Source organism: Pseudochrobactrum lubricantis, from assembly GCF_041929865.1.
Classification (GTDB): Bacteria; Pseudomonadota; Alphaproteobacteria; order Rhizobiales; family Rhizobiaceae; genus Pseudochrobactrum; species Pseudochrobactrum saccharolyticum.
The window spans coordinates 190,504-204,882 of the sequence record NZ_JBHEEE010000004.1; the positions used below are offsets into that span (position 1 = coordinate 190,504).

11 protein-coding genes are annotated in these 14,379 nt (G+C 53.2%); 5 read left to right on the plus strand and 6 right to left on the minus strand.

The annotated features are described in order from the left end of the window. Positions 1–23 precede the first annotated feature (23 nt). A complete protein-coding gene (rpoN, locus tag JNC80_RS10095; protein WP_376710235.1) occupies positions 24–1,346 on the minus strand; it encodes an RNA polymerase factor sigma-54 in 1,323 nt (440 codons plus the stop codon). Positions 1,347–1,439: 93 nt separating this feature from the next. On the opposite strand from rpoN, the gene JNC80_RS10100 reads away from it, so the two are divergent. Together JNC80_RS10100 and JNC80_RS10105 are read left to right on the plus strand one after the other, a co-directional pair. Then, positions 1,440–3,104, plus strand: coding sequence for an FGGY-family carbohydrate kinase (locus tag JNC80_RS10100; protein ID WP_376710236.1), 1,665 nt, complete (start codon positions 1,440–1,442; stop codon positions 3,102–3,104). A 58-nt stretch (positions 3,105–3,162) separates the two neighbouring features. After that, positions 3,163–5,529 (plus strand): heavy metal translocating P-type ATPase, encoded by a 2,367-nt coding sequence (locus tag JNC80_RS10105; RefSeq protein WP_376710237.1) that lies wholly within the window; start codon positions 3,163–3,165, stop codon positions 5,527–5,529. A 50-nt stretch (positions 5,530–5,579) separates the two neighbouring features. Here the strand turns inward: JNC80_RS10105 and betB are convergent, their stop codons facing one another. The 3 genes from betB to betI all read right to left on the minus strand — a co-directional run bounded on the left by betB (position 5,580) and on the right by betI (position 9,489). Then, on the minus strand, positions 5,580–7,043 hold the full coding sequence (gene betB / locus JNC80_RS10110) for a betaine-aldehyde dehydrogenase (RefSeq protein WP_376710238.1): 1,464 nt from the start codon (positions 7,041–7,043) through the stop codon (positions 5,580–5,582). A gap of 177 nt (positions 7,044–7,220) precedes the next feature. After that, positions 7,221–8,870 carry a choline dehydrogenase gene (gene betA / locus JNC80_RS10115; protein ID WP_376710239.1) on the minus strand — a complete coding sequence of 550 codons (1,650 nt, stop codon included), beginning with the start codon at positions 8,868–8,870 and terminating at the stop codon, positions 7,221–7,223. Between the two features lie 10 nt (positions 8,871–8,880). Continuing rightward, on the minus strand, positions 8,881–9,489 hold the full coding sequence (betI, locus tag JNC80_RS10120) for a transcriptional regulator BetI (RefSeq protein WP_376710240.1): 609 nt from the start codon (positions 9,487–9,489) through the stop codon (positions 8,881–8,883). A 203-nt stretch (positions 9,490–9,692) separates the two neighbouring features. Here betI and JNC80_RS10125 point away from each other — a divergent pair, with 203 nt between their 5' ends. Then, the gene (locus JNC80_RS10125) at positions 9,693–10,721 is read left to right on the plus strand and encodes an asparaginase (RefSeq protein ID WP_376710241.1); all 1,029 of its coding nucleotides are present in this window, start codon (positions 9,693–9,695) and stop codon (positions 10,719–10,721) included. Positions 10,722–10,837: 116 nt separating this feature from the next. Next, a complete protein-coding gene (locus JNC80_RS10130; protein ID WP_376710242.1) occupies positions 10,838–11,308 on the plus strand; it encodes a GreA/GreB family elongation factor in 471 nt (156 codons plus the stop codon). 18 nt (positions 11,309–11,326) lie between these two features. Here JNC80_RS10130 and corA read toward each other — a convergent pair whose 3' ends face one another. Next, the gene (gene corA, locus JNC80_RS10135; RefSeq protein ID WP_022710051.1) at positions 11,327–12,325 is read right to left on the minus strand and encodes a magnesium/cobalt transporter CorA; all 999 of its coding nucleotides are present in this window, start codon (positions 12,323–12,325) and stop codon (positions 11,327–11,329) included. Between the two features lie 278 nt (positions 12,326–12,603). On the opposite strand from corA, the gene JNC80_RS10140 reads away from it, so the two are divergent. Beyond that, entirely contained in the window at positions 12,604–13,890 is a 1,287-nt protein-coding gene (locus JNC80_RS10140; protein ID WP_376710243.1) for a CynX/NimT family MFS transporter, read from the plus strand. Positions 13,891–13,936: 46 nt separating this feature from the next. Here JNC80_RS10140 and JNC80_RS10145 read toward each other — a convergent pair whose 3' ends face one another. Then, a complete protein-coding gene (locus tag JNC80_RS10145; RefSeq protein WP_376710244.1) occupies positions 13,937–14,299 on the minus strand; it encodes a DUF2267 domain-containing protein in 363 nt (120 codons plus the stop codon). Positions 14,300–14,379 lie beyond the last annotated feature (80 nt).

A 14,379-nucleotide genomic window follows, 5' to 3' on the forward strand; every position in this document is an offset into this window, starting at 1 on the left:
AGCTTAAGGATAAGGCCGCGTAATCAATTACGCGGCCTTATTTTTGGGGCGTGTAGTTTCATTTCCCGCCGTCGTTTTGCGGAGGAAGGAATGCCGAGTTCCTCTCGATATTTGGCGACTGTCCGGCGGGCGATAACAATGCCATCCGCATCAAGTTTCTGAACTATGGCTTCATCAGACAAAACGCTGTCGATGGTTTCCTGTGTAATCAGCGTGCGGATTTTGCTGCGCACGGCCTCAGAGGCAATATCATCGCCGGTTTTACCCCTGATCGCTGAATTGAAAAAATAGCGATATTCAAACAGACCTTGCGGGGTCAGCATATATTTCTGATTGGCAACGCGGCTGATGGTGCTCTCATGCATCTCAATCGCATCGGCCACCATTTGCATTGTCAATGGTTTGAGCGCAACCGCACCGCTTTCCAGAAAACCTTGCTGATGAGTGATGATCTGCTCACCGACATTGAGGACAGTTTGCGCACGCTGATCGAGAATACGGGTCAGCCAGCTGGCTTTTTGTTTGCAGGCTCGCAGAAACTGTTTTTCCTCTTTGGAAAGACTATTGTCATTGAGTTTACGGCTATAATCCTCATTCATCAGCACACGGGGCAGAGCCTGCGGATTGAGCGTGATGCTCCATTCGCCATTCGGTGTTTTGGCAACCAGTAAATCAGGAATGATGGTTAGCGCAGGTGTGCTGTCGAAGATCAGACCGGGTTTGGGGTTCAAACCACGGAGTTCGCCCAGTAGTTCTGCCAGTTCTTCATCATCCGTATCGCAGAGCTTTTTAAGCGCACTGAAATCACGCTTCGCTACCAGATCAAGATGCTTAAGCAGAATGGCCATTTCCGCAGTCAGGCGATCATCGGCAATGAGCTGCAGACGCAGACACTCCGCCAGATTACGGGCGAAAAGCCCAGCCGGTTCAAAAGCCTGACATTGATGCAGAACACGCATAACCTGTTCCGGTGTCACATTCAGGCGCTTGGCGATCTGCGCCAAATCCGCATGAAGATAACCGGATTCGTCCAAAGTCTCGGTAAGCAGCTCGGCAATATGCCGTTCGGTTTTATCTCTGATACTCAGATTGATCTGCTCGGCCACATGATCTTGCAGTGAATGTTGCACGGTGCCGAAATCTTCAACAGAATAATCCGAAGTGCTGGAAGAGGGCAGCGCACCGCTTGGCGCTCTTTGCAAAAGCGGATTGGCTTCTATTTCACTTTGTACAAAGTCTTCCAGCTCAGCACGGCTCATTTGCAGCACTTTGAGCGATTGCTGCATTTGCGGTGTCATGGTCAGTGATTGGGTCTGCCGCAAAACGGGCTTGGAAGAGAGAGCCATTGATCTGTTTATAGCACCACTTTCAGTGCTATTGATACGTCATGAAATTGTTGTAAGCACGGAATCAAAGTTTTCTTCTGTGCATGAGGATTGATGATGCGCCACTATATTGGAATTGATGTCGGAACCGGCAGCGCCAGAGCAGGGATTTTTGACAGCAAAGGCCGGTTACTGGGCACTGCAGCCTGTGCCATTGAAACCTTTCGCCCGCAGGCGGATTTTGCACAGCAAAGCTCGGCGCATATCTGGGCATCGATCTGCACTGCTGTGAAAAATGCAATGGCTGAAGCCGCAATCGCAGCAGACAGCGTTGCCGGTATCGGCTTTGATGCTACTTGTTCGCTGGTTGTTGCTGATGCGGAAGGCAAGCCGGTCACTGTCAGCCCGAAGGGTGAGCCGGATCAGGATGTGATCCTATGGATGGATCACCGTGCGATCAATGATGCCGAAGAGATCACCGAAATTGGCGGCAAGGTGCTGAACCATGTCGGCGGTCGTATGTCGCCGGAAATGGAGCTGCCGAAAATCCGTTGGTTCAAGCGTGAACTGCCGCAAAGCTGGACGCAGACCGCTGCTTTCTGGGATTTGCCGGATTGGCTGGTGCATCGCGCTACCGGCACCGATATGCGCTCGCTTTGCTCGCCGGTTTGTAAATGGACTTATCTCGGCGATCGGGGCAAAGCCGGAGAAGGCTGGGACAGCGCGTTCCTTGAGAATATCGGCCTTGAAGAACTGGGCGATGATAATTTTGCAGCCATCGGCAATCGTTTTGGTGCTGCCGGTGAGTTGGCCGGACAATTATCGGAACAGGCCGCAACGGAACTTGGTCTTAAAACTGGTGTCGCCGTTTCTACCGGTCTGATTGATGCTTATTCCGGTGCGCTTGGCACGCTGGCTGTTGAGGACAGTGCCGGTGTGAGTGCAACGGAGCAACGTCTGGCTCTGATCGCTGGCACCTCAACCTGCCATATCGCGCTGAGCACAGAGCCGGTATTTGTCTCCGGTGTTTGGGGGCCTTATTATTCTGCGCTGCTGCCTGATCTTTGGGCGAATGAAGGCGGACAGTCGGCAGCAGGTGCTTTGATCGATGCTGTGATTGCACGTCATGCGGTGTCGGTTAAACTGGCAGCAGAAAATCCGGGCAAGCGCATTGCCGATCTGCTGGATGCGCATCTGGCCAAAATGGCTGAAGAAACCGCAACCCTGACCCGTCATCGTCATGTGCAGCCGGATTTCCACGGCAATCGCTCCCCGCTGGCGGAAAGCTGGCGCAAAGGTGCAATTGTCGGTCTGACACTGGATCACGAGCTTGATGATCTGGCACTGGATTATCTCGCCACCATTCAGGCTTTGGCCTATGGCACAAGGCATATTCTTGAAGAAATGCGCCATGAGGGCATGGAGATTGATACGCTGGTGGTCTCCGGCGGTCTGGCGCGTAATCAGCTTTATTTGCGCGAACATGCGGATGCCACCGGTTGCCGCGTGCTGGTGCCGGAACAGGCCGAACCGGTGCTGCTGGGTTCTGCCATGCTTGGTGCTGTTGCCAGCAGTGACTTTGCGGACCTACCGCAGGCAATGGCGGCAATGAGCGGCAAGGGTGAAGTGCTGGAGCCACGCACCGGTGCAATCGCTGGCTATCATGATGCGAAATATCTGGTTTATCGCCGTATGCAGATGGATTATGCCGATTACGCAGAACTGATGGATGAAAATCCGGTTGCTGACGATGAGGAAGAAGCTGAATCTATAGCTTGACCTTGCTATAGTGGGAACCTTTATCCTGCCTGTTAATTGACAGGCAGGAGAGATTCTTATGAAGCATACTGCATCGCATACGACCCATGCCGGTGATGCGCATCACGGGCATCATCACGGCGACCATGATCATGGTAATAAAGTGAAAGATCCCGTCTGCGGGATGATGGTCGATCCTGCCGCCGGAAAACCGCACATGACCTATAAGGGGCATGAATATCATTTCTGCTCAGATAGTTGCCACGGCAAATTCAAAGCTGATCCCGAGAAATATCTTACCGCGCAATCTGCCGCTGCGCCTGCAATCAAAGGGGCGCAATATACTTGTCCGATGCATCCGGAGATTATCCGCGATGAACCGGGTTCATGCCCGATTTGCGGCATGGCGCTCGAGCCGGTCATGCCGTCGCTTGATGACGGACCTAACCCTGAATTAGTGGATTTTACACGCCGCTTCTGGGTAAGCGCGATCTGTTCTGTCCCTTTGCTGATAGTCACAATGGGACCAATGCTTGGTCTGCCTGTTCGTGAATGGATAGGGGAGCAAAGAACGGTCTGGCTGGAGTTTATACTGGCGACACCGGTGGTGCTCTGGGCGGCGCTGCCGTTTTTCAAGCGCGGGCTCGACTCGTTTAAAAACCGCAGCCCGAATATGTGGACGCTGATTATGATCGGTGTCGGTGCCGCCTATCTTTACAGCGTGGTTGCAATCCTGTTTCCGGATATGTTTCCGCATTCCTTCCGTGGTCATGGCGGTTCGGTTCCTGTTTATTTCGAGGCCGCAGCCGTTATTGTCACGCTGGTCTTTCTTGGTCAGGTGTTGGAGCTGCGTGCCCGTGAGCGTACCGGCTCGGCGATCCGCGCTTTGCTTGATCTGGCGCCGAAAACTGCACGTCGTATTGCGGCTGATGGCAGCGAAGCTGATGTGCCGCTGGATGAAGTGCAGGCAGGCGATAAACTTCATATCCGTCCCGGTGACAGTGTGCCGGTAGATGGTATCGTGGTGGAAGGCCGCTCCTCTGTTGATGAGGCCATGATTACCGGTGAACCGGTGCCGGTTGAAAAGACCGAAGGCGATAAAGTGATCGGTGGTACCGTGAATAAAAACGGTTCTCTGGTCATGCAGGCGGAGAAAATCGGCGCAGAAACCATGCTGTCGCAGATTGTGGACATGGTGGCCAAAGCCCAGCGTTCCCGTGCGCCCATTCAGGGGCTGGCTGACCGGATTTCATTCTATTTTGTGCCGATGGTTATTGTCATTGCGATCCTTTCCTTTATCGGCTGGGCGCTGTGGGGGCCGGAGCCGAGCATGATCTATGCCATTGTTGCGGCGGTTTCGGTGCTGATTATCGCTTGTCCCTGTGCGCTGGGGCTGGCAACGCCAATGTCAATTATGACCGCAACAGGGCGCGGTGCGCAGGCTGGTGTGCTGATTAAGGATGCTGAGGCGCTGGAGCGTATGGCGAAAGTGGATACGCTGATCGTTGATAAAACAGGCACACTCACAGAAGGCCGACCGAAACTGACGGATGTGGTGGCAGTTTCCGGTATCGACGACAACACCCTGTTGCAACTGGCCGCGAGCCTTGAGAAAGGCTCGGAGCACCCACTGGCGGAAGCCATTGTTGCCGGTGCTGAAGCTAAAGGGCTGAAGACCGATAATGTGGACGAATTTGAAGCGATTACCGGCAAAGGTGTTGCCGGCACGGTAAAAGGGCGGGCAGTCGCGCTCGGCAATCCTGCGATGATGCAGGATATGGGGCTGGATATTGCCACCATTCAGCCGCAGGCCGATACATTGCGGGCAGAAGGTAAGACCGCGATGTTTGTCGCCGTTGATAACAAGCTGGCAGGTCTGGTTGCTGTGGCCGATCCGATTAAGGAAACAGCGGCAGAGGCTATCCGCACACTCCATGCGCGTGGCTTGAAGATCATTATGGCTACCGGTGATAATGAACGTACAGCGCGTGCTGTGGCGGCTAAACTTGGTCTTGATGATGTGCGTGCCGATGTGCTGCCGGAAGATAAAAAAGCGCTGGTTGATGAGTTGCACAAACAGGGCAAGAAAGTCGCTATGGCGGGGGATGGTGTGAATGATGCACCGGCACTGGCCGCTGCTGATGTGGGTATTGCTATGGGCACGGGTGCTGATGTGGCCGTGGAAAGTGCGGGGATTACGCTGCTCAAAGGTGATCTCACCGGCATAGCCCGTGCGCATCATCTGGCAGAGGCGACAATCCGTAATATTAAGGAAAACCTGTTCTTTGCCTTTGTCTATAATGCACTGGGCATTCCTGTGGCGGCGGGGCTGCTCTATCCGTTTACCGGTACTTTATTGTCGCCGATGATTGCAGCGGCGGCGATGAGCTTGTCCTCGGTCTCAGTGATTGCCAACTCGTTGCGGTTGCGAGCATTGAAGCTCTAAATAAAAAGAAAGCGGGCAAAATGCCCGCTTTTTATTTACCTGAAAGACACTCAGTAAGGGCTGTCGACCTTACCGGTTTCCACATAGACCGTTTTAATCTGGCTGTAATGGGAGAGAGCGGCGAGGCCATTCTCACGGCCGATACCGGAGTTTTTATAACCACCGAAAGGTACTTCCACAGGGGTGAGATTATAGGCATTGATCCAGCATGTGCCGGCCTTGAGTGCTGCAATCACACGATGACCGCGGGCGCTGTCTGCGGTGAATACACCGGCAGCAAGGCCGAATTCTGTATCATTGGCACGGGCAATGACTTCATCTTCATCGCTGAAGGTCAGAATGCTCATGACAGGGCCGAAGATTTCTTCCCGTGCAATACTCATCTCATCGCTGACATTAGTGAAAATTGTCGGTTCGATATAGAAGCCGTTTTCCAGTCCCTGCAAGGCAGGCACGCCACCGCCGCAAACCAGATTTGCGCCTTCAGCTTTGCCCTTCTCAATATAGGACAAAACCTTGTCGCGCTGGGCAAGGCTCACCATTGGCCCCATCTGGGTGCTTGGATCAAGCGGATCGCCGATCTGAATAGCGCGGGTGCGCTCAACCAGACGGCTCACAAAACTTGTCGCAACAGCCTCATGCACGAAAACGCGGGTGCCGTTGGAGCAGACCTGACCGGTGGAATAGAAATTGCCGAGCATCGCGCCGCCAATGGCATTTTCCAGATCTGCATCATCGAACACGATCAACGGGGATTTGCCGCCGAGTTCCATGGTGACCTGTTTCATCTCGCTACCAGCCTGCGCCATAATCTTTTTGCCTGTCGGCACGGAGCCGGTGAGTGAGACCTTAGCAACTTTAGGATGGCTGATCAGTGCAGCTCCGGCATCGCCAAAGCCCTGAACCACGTTGAAAAGCCCGTCCGGCAGACCGGCATCTTTGTAAAGCTGTGCCAGTGCCAGAGCTGATAGCGGTGTATTTTCCGATGGCTTGAACACCACCGCATTACCCATTGCCAGAGCAGGGGCTGATTTCCACGAGGCGATCTGGATCGGGTAATTCCATGCGCCGATACCAACGCAAACGCCCAGTGCTTCGCGGCGGGTATAGGCAAAAGGCCCACCAAGTTCGACAAACTCGCCATTGAAGCCGGAGATCACACTGCCGAAATATTCCATCGCATCGGCACCGGAAGCCGCATCGGCTACCAGAGTTTCCTGAATGGCCTTACCGGTGTCCAGTGTTTCCAGTTCCGACAATTCCTGATTGCGCTCGCGCATCAGGTCTGCGGCACGGCGCAGGATGCGGCCACGTTCAACAGGCTTGAGTTTCGCCCATTCAACCTGCGCTTTGGCAGCGGCTTCAACAGCCTGATCGACAATGGCTTGTGTCGCGCCGTGCAGGCGGGCAATGACTTCGCCGGTGGCAGGATAGATCACATCAAAAGCACGTCCTGTCGTGTCTTCAACAAACTGACCATTGATAAAATGTGAGGCTTGCGGCTGTGCACGCATGGGAAATTCCTTTAAATTCTTAGAACTTTATGAATTAGAGCATAGCTCAAAAATTGTCAGGCCGTGGCGAAAAGGGTGTTTTCGAGAACCGGAACGCAATGTACCTGTCGTGTACATGAGTACCGGAAGCGCAGAAAATGCCATTTGCAGACCGGCATGGCGGTTTTTAGCATGCTCTTAGCGATCGGAGACTTGCCAGCGCGGACTAATCCACGGTTCTTGGTTTGAGCGCGGCAGCGGTGTTTTGCCAAGAATATGATCTGAAGCTTTCTCACCGGTCATGATCGACGGGCCGTTGAGATTACCGTAAGGCACGCGCGGGAAAATTGAACTGTCAGCCACGCGCAGACCTTCAACACCAATCACACGGCATTCCGGATCAACCACAGCCATCGGGTCGTTGACTGAACCCATTTTACAGGTGCCACATGGATGGAACGCGCTTTCTGCATGGTCGCGAATGAAATTATCCAGCTGCTCGTCTGTGACCTGATCATCACCCGGTTGAATTTCCCGTCCGCGATAGGCATCAAAAGCCTGCTGGCCGAAGATCTCGCGGGTGAGGCGGATGCAATGGCGGAAGTCGCGCCAATCATCAGGATGCGACATATAATTGAACAGGATTTTCGGCTTCTCTTTCGGATCATTGGAGCGCAGTGTAACCGAGCCGCGCGACTTGGAGCGCATCGGCCCTACATGCGCCTGAAAACCGTGACCGCCTGCTGCCGCTTTTCCGTCATAGCGGATCGCAACCGGCAGGAAGTGAAACTGAATATCCGGATATTCCACACCGGCAGCCGAGCGCACAAAAGCCGCGCCCTCAAAATGGTTGGTCGCGCCAAGACCGGATTTAAAGAACAGCCACTCCGCACCGATACGGGCTTTGGAAAACAGGTTGAGACTGGAATAGAGTGTAATCGGCTGCAAGCATTCCTGCTGCACATAGACTTCCATATGATCCTGCAAATTGGCGCCGACACCGGCACGGTCTGCCACGACTTCAATGCCGTGTTCGCGCAGATGCTCCGCAGGACCAATGCCGGAAAGCATCAGCAGTTTTGGTGAATTGATGCTGGAAGCAGCGATAATCACTTCACGCTTGGCGTTGATAATGCTGACCGTGCCGGATTTTTCAATTTCGACGCCGGTCGCGCGGCCATTTTCGATCACAACTTTGCGGGCGAAAGCATTGACCAGTGTCACATTGCGGCGTTTGAGGGCAGGGCGCAGATAGGCATTGGCCGTTGACCAGCGACGACCATGATGGATGGTCTGTTCCATCGGGCCGAAACCTTCCTGTTTCGAGCCGTTATAGTCATCTGTGGTTTCAAAACCGGCTTGTTTTCCGGCGTCGTTGAAAGCTTTGAACAGCGGGTTGCTTCGCTTGCCGCGCTGCACATGCATCGGGCCATTGGTGCCGCGCCAGCCTTCTTCACCGCCATGGGAGTGCTCCATGCGCTTGAAGTAAGGCAGTACATCCGCATAAGACCAGCCACTGGCGCCGCTCTCAGCCCAATGATCAAAATCCTTGGCATGACCGCGCACATAGACCATGCCATTGACCGAAGACGAACCGCCGATAACCTTGCCGCGCGGGGTAACCAGACGGCGGCCGTTCAGATGCGGTTCCGGCTCGGTATTAAAACCCCAGTCATAGGTGGACATATTCATCGGGAAAGACAGAGCGGCAGGCATCTGGATCAGCGGCCCCATATCGGTGCCGCCATATTCGATGACGATTACAGAATGTTTGCCGTCTTCAGACAGGCGGTAGGCCATGGCAGAACCGGCAGAACCGGAGCCGATAATAACGAAATCTGCTTCCATAGTGGTTTCCTTAATGCCGGTTGCGAGATGGGGTGGATGGCGCGCGCGCCAGTTGGACGGTGATGTAATCCTCAACCAGTGCAATGGCTTTTGGCGCTTCCGGCGCATCGGCTCCCAACGCGTGGCGGATATAAAGGCCGTCGATCAGAGCGCCGGTGCCTTCAGCAATATGTTGTGCGGTCTGTTTGTCTGTGAGCTGCCCCAGAGCAAAACACAGATTGGAATGCAGGCGACGGGCATAGACCCGCAGCAGACGGCGCATCTCTAATGATTGCTGGGCATGGGCATAGAAGGTGAGCCATGCGGCAATCGTTTCATGGGCAAACTGTGAGGCGGAGAAGTTGACGCTGATAATTGCAGAAAGCCTTGTACGCGGGCTGTCTGCTGCCTGTAAGGCAAGGCGCAAATCAGTGCCGAGTTCGCTCAGCAAGTGACGCATAGTGGCTAGTAGTAACTGGTCTTTACCGCCGAAATAGTGATGCGCGAGCGCTGCAGACACGCCAGCTTTGCGGGCGATCTGCGCAACAGTCACGTCAAGTGAACCGCGCTCGCCGATTGTCTGAATGGCCGCCGAGATCAGGTCTTTCCGGCGCAGCTCCTCCATTCCTATCTTAGGCATGTTTGTCTCACAAAATTGTTTGGATTGAGCTGATTATCGTTTTTATTGATTGATCAGTCAATCAAGAGTTTATTATCGTTTTATTTCAATAATATGACGTGATTTTAAAGTGATAAAATCCGTTGCTTTGTGAAACAGGTGCGTTTTGACGGCATAAGACTATTTTGCTAGAGCATCGGCAGTGAATGATGCGGAGTTTTAAAATGGCAAATCCGGTTTTGGTTGAGGTTGTGCGTGGGTGCGTGGTGGAAAGCCGCCATAGCGGTGCATTGGCGCTATTCGATGGTGACGGTAAGACCGTTCTGAACATCGGCGATGTAACACGCCCGACCTATCCGCGTTCGGCAATCAAGGCGATTCAGGCACTGCCATTTGTGGAAAGCGGTGCGGCTGATGCCTATGGTTTTGGCAATGAAGAGCTGGCAATGGCCTGTGCCTCTCATTCCGGTGAGCCGGAACATGTGGCGCGTGCAGCTTCGATGCTGGCAAAGGCCGGTTTGTCCTGTGATGATCTGGAATGTGGTGCCCATTGGCCGTCTGACCAGAAAGTGCTGATCGAAGTTGCCCGCAGTGGCAAGGAGCCGACTGCGCTCAATAATAACTGTTCCGGTAAACATGCCGGTTTTCTCTGCACCTGCGCCCATATGGGTTTGAAGACCAAAGGCTATGTGCAGGCGAGTTCACAAATTCAGACCATTGTACGTGAAACCATGCAGGAAGTGACCGGCGCGGTGCATAATGCTGATGAATATGGCACGGATGGTTGTTCCATCCCGACCTATGCCATTGGTCTTGATGCTATGGCACGTGGCTTTGCCCGTATGGCAACCGGTACAGGTCTGGCACCTGTTCGTGCGCAAGCCGCCAAGCGCTTGTTAGATGCCTGCATGGCTGCGCCATTTTACGTGGCCGGTAGCCGTCGTGCCTGCACAGAGCTGATGGAACTCGCACCGGGTCGTATTTTCGTGAAAACCGGTGCGGAAGGTGTGTTCTGCGGTGCCGTGCCTGAACTGGGTGTAGGCTTTGCCATGAAATGCGATGACGGTGCCACCCGTGCGGCAGAAGTTATGGTGACACGTTTGCTGGCGCAGCTTTTTGCCAAAGATGCAGAGCTGTCAGGCAAGCTGGAAGCTCGTGCAACGCGCCGTATGAGTAACTGGAACGGCATTGATTTCGGTTATATTGCACCATCTTCCGTTCTGGTTGATGGACTGAAAGCTGTTTCTTTCTGAGTATAAAAAAATACTATAAGTATTTGATAATTAAGCCGCGTATCATAAAGATGTGCGGCTTAATTGTTTTTTCCGCGCAGCTTGCTTTTGTTGTGGTTACTTCCTACCTTTAAATTATGAGCAGAGCTTTTACAAAAGAACAGGACGATGTTCCTTCCGGTTTGGTGGAACGTCCGGTCAGTCACCACCGCAATCTGGTTACTCAAAACGGCCTCAAGCTGATTGAGGCTGAATTGTCACGCCTGCAAACCGAACTGGGGCAGGCGACAGCCAACGGGGACAAGGCCGCAATTGCTCATGTCTCCCGCGATTTGCGCTATTGGAAAGCGCGGCGGGAGAATGCAGAACTGACACTGGCCGATAAAGACGGTGAAGTGATCCGCTTTGGTATGCAGGTCACTGTTGAGAATGAAGACGGCCGTCAACAGAGCTGGATGATTGTCGGCGAGGATGAGGCTGACCCGTCTAAGGGCACGATTTCTCACATCTCACCGCTTGCTGTAGCATTGTTTGGCAAGGGTAAGGGTGATCTGGTGACTGTGAATGGCCGCGAGCTGGAGATTATCAGCTTTAAAGCCATCAAATAGATAAGTTGCCGGCTCTGTTCAGAGCCAGCCTTTTCTGCGGAAGAAGTAAAGCGGGATCAGCGCAGAGATAACCATCAGCCCGAGTGCTGCGGGATAGCCCCATTTTTCTGAGAGCTCCGGCATGAAGCTGAAATTCATGCCATAGATCGAAGCGATCAGTGTCGGCGGCATGAAGCCTACGGCTGCCACTGAGAAGATTTTGATAATCGCGTTTTGTTCAACCGAGATCAGCCCGACAATTGTATCGAGCAGGAAGTTGATTTTATTGTTGAGAAAATCAACGTAATTCTCAAGCGACTGCGTATCCCGCTCCAGTGTTTTCAGCCATGCACGGGTATCTTTGGCCTGTGTCTTGGGAGAACTGTTGGCTGTAATATAGACCAGCAACCGGCGAATGCCGGACAGGCTTTCACGCATCCTTGAGAGAAACGTACCATGGGCACCGATTTCATTGAGGATTTCGCGGAAATTCTGGGTCGACATCGGGCGTTTGTTATCAGGGCGACGGTAAATGCGGTGTGACGCATTGTCGATTTTTTCGCTCACCCCTTCAATGAAATCCGCCAGCCGGTTGGTATTGGTCTCGATAATGCCAAGCAAAACGCAAAGGCTGTTGGTGCGGCTGTTAATCAGGCCGTTGCCGCTTTTAGCTGTGCGCGCGACATAGAGCACAAAGGATTTAGGCTGCGCATAGCGCACGCTGATGAGCAGTTTATCCGTCAGAATGAAAGTGACAGGGCTGACAATCCGGTGGTCATCTTCTGCAAGATGCAGGAATGGCGCTGTCAGATATTGCGCGCCGTTTTCACTGTAAAACCGGCTGGATTCTTCAATCTCTCCCATATCTTCCCGCGTCGGGATGGGGATATTAGCCCATTTTTCAACCTGACTTTCCTCTTCGGCAGTCGGATTGACCAGATCGATCCAGAGTGATTTTTGCAGAAGATCGTCTGTAATCTGCGTTGCAGGTTCAACCGGAATGAGAAGGTCGCCGTTGCGATAATATACAGTCAGCATCTTTGCTCAAAAATCCCTGTCAATAAAATGAAACAGCACTATAGCCGTATATATGTAAATAAGGCATGTCGATGCCGGTGACATATATCCGCCTGCTGTGGACACATCCCACGGTTAAAGATATATCAATCAGAGTTCAAATAACGGCCTATAGCACCGGCGCATAAACCGGAACCGGTTTTCGCAAGGCGCGGTGCATAGTTTCAATAATTCAGAGTGTCCTTTCTGTGTCCGAACGGGTGCATGATGCTCTGAAGAAAAACAGGAATAGTAATTTCATGTCTGTCACGGGCGAGCCGCTGCTGGCTGAAGGTAATCTGCACACGATAACTGAAACAGCAGTTTCACAACCCGTTCAGTCTAAACCGGCATCATCTGCGCATCACGGCATGACACCGGTCTATCGTCTGCTTGCAGGCCTGTGTCTGGTACTGATTGCCCTGAACCTGCGTCCGTTATTCTCCAGTTTTTCAGCACTCCTGCCTGAAATTATTGCCTCTACTGGTATCAGCTCTTTAACTGCAGGGCTGCTGACGACTTTACCGGTTTTTTGTCTGGGCTTTTTCGCGCCTCTGGCTCCTAAATTTGGTGAGCGTATCGGCATGGAGCGTACATTGTTGCTGGCGGTATTGCTGCTGGCCTTTGGTACATTTCTGCGTGGCACCGGACCGGTTACGCTGATGTTTACCGGTACTGTGCTGGCAGGTGCCTGTATTGCGACCTGCAATGTGTTGCTTCCCGGTATTGTGAAACGTGACTTTCCGGACAAAGCAGCTTTGCTGACCGGTTTTTATACTATGGCACTGAGCGGCGGCGCGGCAATTGCCGCTGCAGTGACTTTGCCGGTTTACAGGGCGCTTGATAATTCATGGCAGCAGGCGCTGAGCCTGTGGGCGGTTCCGGCACTGATCGTCGGTATACTCTGGGGTGTGCTGACATGGCGTGTGAAACATCAGCGGGCGGCCAATAAAAGCAAAGTCACCGGATTGTGGCGTGATAAAATCGCGTGGCAGCTGACCTTCTTCATGGGCTTGCAGTCATCGCTGGCTTTCACTGTGTTTGGCTGGTTGTCGCCGATCCTGCGTGAGCGCGGACTGGACGGCATTACGGCTGGTGCTGTGGTTTCCGTCTCCATTGGTATGCAGCTGATTGCCTGTCTGGTTGTGCCGACAATTGCGGTGCGTTCACGCAATCAGAGTCTTTTGAATGTGATACTGATCGCTTTTGCGACCATCGCCATGCTGGCGATGCTGTTTATGCCGCTCTGGTCGGTCTGGTATTGGGCGGTTCTGCAAGGCATCGGTCTTGGCGGATTGATTGCTGCGGCTATGACCGAAATCGTGCTGCGGTCACCAAATCCGCGTGTGGCTTCGCATCTGTCCGGCATGGTGCAATTTGTCGGTTATATGATTGCATCGGTTGTGCCGCTGCTGATCGGCATTATCCATGATCTGACAGGAACTTACACGGCCAGTGCCATGCTGTTTGTGGCGATCGGGCTTGTGGCGGCATGGAATGGCTGGGGAGCAGGGCGGGCACTGCATGTGCAGGCCGACAGTGAGTAAATAAAAAAGCCCCTCGCGAGAGGGGCTTTTTGCTGAGGTGCTGACCTCAGATAAACTGGCCGAGACCCGGTATAGAATTCACAACATCATCAACGGTCTGCGCACCGGCTTTTTCTTTTGCGAAAGCAATGGTTTCTTTCGCCACGCCGGTGATTTCACCCATGCCGAGGCCTGCGCCCATCAGCTTGGAGCCAAGACCCATAACGCCGCCCATCATATTGGAGAGGAAACCGCCTTTATCTGCCGAGGCAATCAGTTCCTGTGCGCCCGGAATACCGGCGATCAGCGCGCCGACTTTACCCTGCGGGCCTTCTTTTTCGAGAAAGGCAAGGATCAGGCCGACAGCTTTTTCTGCTGTGGCGCTATCAACACCAACATTATTGGTAATACGTGAAATCAGCTCTTCCATGATAGTCTCCCAAAAATTGACGTTTACGTAATAAGCACTCTGCCGTGATGAAATCAAGCCTGCTCTGATGCCGGTGTATC

Excerpts from the sequence above, each read along its gene's own strand:
- betB (WP_376710238.1), bottom strand. The coding sequence starts at position 7,043 with ATGCGTGCACAGCCGCAAGCCTCACATTTTATCAATGGTCAGTTTGTT.
- rpoN (WP_376710235.1), bottom strand. The coding sequence starts at position 1,346 with ATGGCTCTCTCTTCCAAGCCCGTTTTGCGGCAGACCCAATCACTGACC.
- JNC80_RS10145 (WP_376710244.1), bottom strand. The coding sequence starts at position 14,299 with ATGGAAGAGCTGATTTCACGTATTACCAATAATGTTGGTGTTGATAGC.
- JNC80_RS10140 (WP_376710243.1), top strand. The coding sequence starts at position 12,604 with ATGTCTGTCACGGGCGAGCCGCTGCTGGCTGAAGGTAATCTGCACACG.
- JNC80_RS10130 (WP_376710242.1), top strand. The coding sequence starts at position 10,838 with ATGAGCAGAGCTTTTACAAAAGAACAGGACGATGTTCCTTCCGGTTTG.
- JNC80_RS10105 (WP_376710237.1), top strand. The coding sequence starts at position 3,163 with ATGAAGCATACTGCATCGCATACGACCCATGCCGGTGATGCGCATCAC.
- betI (WP_376710240.1), bottom strand. The coding sequence starts at position 9,489 with ATGCCTAAGATAGGAATGGAGGAGCTGCGCCGGAAAGACCTGATCTCG.
- corA (WP_022710051.1), bottom strand. The coding sequence starts at position 12,325 with ATGCTGACTGTATATTATCGCAACGGCGACCTTCTCATTCCGGTTGAA.
- JNC80_RS10125 (WP_376710241.1), top strand. The coding sequence starts at position 9,693 with ATGGCAAATCCGGTTTTGGTTGAGGTTGTGCGTGGGTGCGTGGTGGAA.
- betA (WP_376710239.1), bottom strand. The coding sequence starts at position 8,870 with ATGGAAGCAGATTTCGTTATTATCGGCTCCGGTTCTGCCGGTTCTGCC.
- JNC80_RS10100 (WP_376710236.1), top strand. The coding sequence starts at position 1,440 with ATGATGCGCCACTATATTGGAATTGATGTCGGAACCGGCAGCGCCAGA.